Genomic DNA, 4049 nt, shown 5'->3' with positions numbered 1-4049 from the left:
ATGAACCTGCCGATGGAAGATATGCGCGCCTCTTCCTTCCCTAACCTGACGCTGCCGCTGTTCGAGGATATCAAGCGAGTCTTCAAGAACGAGACCGGCCGCGTCTTCATCTACCCGTCCTCCGGCACCGGCGCCTGGGAAGCGGCGATGACCAATGTGCTCAGCCCCGGCGACAAGGTGTTGATGTCGCGCTTCGGCCAGTTCTCGCATCTGTGGGTCGACATGGCCGAGCGCCTCGGCTTCGATGTCGACGTCATCGATTGCGAGTGGGGCACCGGCGTTCCGCTCGATCTCTATGCGGAGAAGCTGCGGGCCGACAAGGCGCACCGCATCAAGGCGGTCTTCTGCACGCAGAACGAGACCGCGACCGGCGTCACCAGCGACGTTGCCGGCTGCCGCGCCGCGCTCGACGCTGCGAACCACCCTGCCCTGCTTTTCGTCGACGGCGTTTCCTCGATCGGCTCGATCGACTTCCGCCAGGAGGAATGGGGCGTCGACTGCGCTGTCAGCGGCTCGCAGAAAGGCTTCATGCTGCCGGCCGGCCTCGGTTTCCTGTCGGTCAGCCAGAAGGCGCTCGCAGCTTCGCGGGTCGCGACCCACCGGCACTGTTACTTCTCCTTCGAGGACATGATCCGCACCAATGACACCGGCTATTTCCCCTACACGCCGGCGACGCAGTTGATGCGCGGCCTGCGCGCTTCGCTGGACCTCATCGCCGAGGAAGGATTGGAAAACATCTTCGCTCGCCACCATCGCCTGGCCGAAGGCGTGCGCAAGGCGGTCGACGCCTGGGGCCTGAAGCTGTGCGCCAAGGCGCCGCAATGGCACTCCGATACGGTGAGCGCCATCCTGGTGCCGGAAGGCATCGACAGCGCAAATGTCGTGAAGCGCGCCTACGGCGCCTACCAGACATCGCTGGGCGGCGGCCTTAACAAGGTTGCCGGCAAGGTCTTCCGGATCGGCCATCTCGGCTGGCTGAACGAGGTGATGGTGCTGGCCTCGCTGGCGGCGGCCGAAATGGCGCTGCTCGATTGCGGCGTGCGCCTGGCGCCCGGCTCGGGCGTCGCCGCGGCGATCGAGCACTTCCGCCGCACGGCCGAGATGCCGGTCGCCAAGGCGGCGTGAGGAGCGGACGATGAGCCACACCATCAACCACTTGAAGAAACTCAGGCTCCAGCGCAGCGAGCTGGCCGTTCCGGGTTCCAGCCCGGAAATGATCGACAAGGCCGCGAACAGCCCCGCCGACTTCGTCTTCCTCGACATCGAGGATGCGGTCGCGCCGCCCGACAAGGAGCGCGCCCGCAAGAACATCATCCAGGCGCTGAACGACATCGACTGGCGCGCCAAGGGCAAGACCGTCTCGGTGCGCATCAACGGCCTCGACACCCATTACATGTACCGCGACGTGGTCGACGTCATGGAACAGGCGGGCGACAAGCTGGACACCATCCTGGTACCGAAGGTCGGCGTGCCGGCCGACCTCTACATGGTCGAGGCCATGGTCAACCAGATCGAGATGGCCAAGGGTTTCAAAACCCGTGTCGGCCTCGAAGCGCTGATCGAGACGGCGCTCGGCATGGCCAATGTCGAGGCGATCGCCGCCACGCCGGGGCGGTTGGAGGCGATGCATTTCGGCGTCGCCGATTATGCCGCCAGCAACAAGGCGCGTACCGTCAACATCGGCGGCCTCAACCCAGACTATCCCGGCGACCAGTGGCATTTCGCGCTGTCGCGGATGACTGTCGCCTGCCGCGCCTATGGCCTGCGCGCCATCGACGGGCCGTTCGGCGATTTCTCCGACCCGGAAGGCTACAAGGCGGCCGCCAGGCGCGCCGCCGCGCTCGGCATCGAAGGCAAATGGGCGATCCATCCCTCGCAGATCGTTCTGGCCAATGACGTGTTCTCGCCGCCGGAGAAAGAGGTCGCGCGCGCCCGCCGCATCCTCGAAGTGCTGAAGGAAGCGGAAGCTGCCGGCAAGGGTGCCGCCGCGCTCGACGGCAAGATGATCGACGCCGCGTCGGAGCGCATGGCGCGCAACGTGCTTGTGGTGAGCGAGGCGATCGAGCGCGCCGGCCAAGCCCAAGCGATGCACTGAGAATTACCGGGAGGACAAGATGGACATCCACGAATACCAGGCCAAGGAACTGCTTGCCCGCCACGGCGTGCATGTGCCGCGCGGCGGGCTCGCCTACAGCCCCGAGCAGGCGACGTACCGTGCCAGGGAGATCGGCGGCGCGAAATGGGTGTTGAAGGCGCAGGTCCATTCCGGCGCGCGCGGCAAGGCCGGCGGGATAAAACTCTGCTCGAATGACGAGGAGATTTCCAACGCGGCGGAAGCCATGCTCGGGCGTAAGCTGGTGACCCACCAGACCGGGCCGCGCGGCAAGCTGATCTCGCGCCTCTATCTCGAGGAAGCCGTCGACATCGCGCAGGAACTCTATCTCGGCTTCGTGCTCGACCGTAAGGAAGAGCGCGTCATGATCGTGGCCTCGGCCGCCGGCGGGATGGAGATCGAGGACATCTCCGAAAAGCAGCCGGATTCGATCATCCGCGCCACCGTCGATCCCGGCGTCGGCATGCAGGGTTTCCAGGCGCGCGAGATCGCTTTCGGCCTCGGGCTCGAGAGCAATCTGATCGGCAAGGCCACCGAAACCATCCTCGGTTGCTACCAGGTGTTCCGCGACTACGACGCCTCGATGCTGGAGATCAATCCGCTGGTGGTGACGCGCGACGGCAGCCTGGTCGCGCTCGACGCGAAAATGTCGTTCGACGAGAACGCACTGTTCCGCCGCCCGGAAATCTCCGAGCTGCGCGACAAGAGCCAGGAAGACCCGCGCGAGACTTTCGCCAGCGACCGCGGACTCTCCTATGTCGGACTAGACGGCAATATCGGCTGTATCATCAACGGCGCCGGCCTCGCCATGGCGACGATGGACATGATCAAGATCGCCGGCGGCGAGCCGGCCAATTTCCTCGACATCGGCGGCGGCGCCTCGCCCGAGCGGGTAGCAAAGTCCTTTCGCGCCGTGTTGGGCGACAAGAATGTCGAGACCATCCTCGTCAACATCTTCGCCGGCATCAACCGCTGCGACTGGGTGGCCGAAGGCGTCATCAAGGCGATCCGCGAGGTCGGCGTCGACGTGCCGCTGGTGGTGCGCCTTTCCGGCACCAAGGTGGAGGAAGGGCGCAGGATCCTGGCCGATTCCGGCGAGGCGGTGATCGTCGCCGACACGCTGGCCGAGGCCGCCGAAAAGGCCGTCGCCGCCTGGCGCGAAGCCACAAAGAACAAGAAAGCAGCCTGAGGGAGGTCGAGAAATGGCAATCCTGCTCAACCGCAGCACGCGCGTGATCGTGCAAGGCTTCACCGGCAAGATCGGCAGCTTCCATGCCGACGACATGAAGCGCTACGGCACCAAGCTGGTCGGCGGCGTCACCCCCGGCAAGGGCGGCCAGACGCATCTCGGCCTGCCGGTCTTCAACACCGTCAAGGGCGCGGTGCGCGAAACCCGCGCCGAGGCGAGCATCGTCTTCGTGCCGCCGCCTTTCGCCGCGGATTCGATCATGGAAGCGGCGGATGCCGGGATAAAACTCTGCGTCTGCATCACAGACGGCATCCCCTCGCAGGACATGATGCAGGTGAAGCGCTACATGCGCCGCTATCGCTTCGAGGACCGCATGCGCCTGGTCGGCCCCAACTGCGCCGGCGTGATCACGCCCGGGCAGGCCCTGATGGGCATCATGCCCGGCAGCATCTATCTCCCCGGCCGCGTCGGCATCGTCGGCCGCTCCGGCACGCTGGGCTACGAGGCTGCCTCGCAGATGAAGGCGCTTGGCATCGGCGTGTCGACCAGCGTCGGCATCGGCGGCGATCCGATCAACGGCTCGTCCTTCAAGGACATATTGCAGCTCTTCGAGCGCGACGACGACACCGACGCCGTGGTCATGATCGGCGAAATCGGCGGCCCGCAGGAAGCCGAAGCCGCGATCTGGGCGCGCGACAATATGAGGAAGCCCTTGATCGCCTACATCGCCGGCCTGTCCGCCCCGAA

The 4049-nt window shown here is 65.6% G+C and carries 4 protein-coding genes; all 4 read left to right on the top strand.

The genetic code is table 11. The features are described from left to right. Window positions 1–1125: aminotransferase class V-fold PLP-dependent enzyme (locus tag P9272_RS35605; protein WP_278164864.1), on the top strand; the 1125-nt coding region annotated here is incomplete at its 5' end. Between the two features lie 10 nt (window positions 1126–1135). After that, window positions 1136–2095: a CoA ester lyase gene (locus tag P9272_RS35600; protein ID WP_128258135.1), complete on the top strand. Its 960-nt coding sequence runs from the start codon at window positions 1136–1138 to the stop codon at window positions 2093–2095. Window positions 2096–2114: 19 nt separating this feature from the next. Beyond that, complete coding sequence (locus P9272_RS35595; RefSeq protein ID WP_128258136.1) at window positions 2115–3302, top strand: malate--CoA ligase subunit beta; 1188 nt, start codon at window positions 2115–2117, stop codon at window positions 3300–3302. A 13-nt stretch (window positions 3303–3315) separates the two neighbouring features. Continuing rightward, a partial coding sequence (sucD, locus tag P9272_RS35590) for a succinate--CoA ligase subunit alpha (protein ID WP_278164861.1) occupies window positions 3316–4049 on the top strand: 734 nt, incomplete at its 3' end.

Origin of the sequence: Mesorhizobium sp. WSM4976 (assembly GCF_029625685.1) — a bacterium.
In the GTDB taxonomy this organism is placed as follows: Bacteria; Pseudomonadota; Alphaproteobacteria; order Rhizobiales; family Rhizobiaceae; genus Mesorhizobium.
The sequence above is the reverse complement of the archived record's forward strand: the minus strand, read 5'-3'. Positions and strand labels throughout refer to the sequence as shown.

Excerpts from the sequence above, each read along its gene's own strand:
- P9272_RS35600 (WP_128258135.1), top strand. The coding sequence starts at position 1,136 with ATGAGCCACACCATCAACCACTTGAAGAAACTCAGGCTCCAGCGCAGC.
- P9272_RS35595 (WP_128258136.1), top strand. The coding sequence starts at position 2,115 with ATGGACATCCACGAATACCAGGCCAAGGAACTGCTTGCCCGCCACGGC.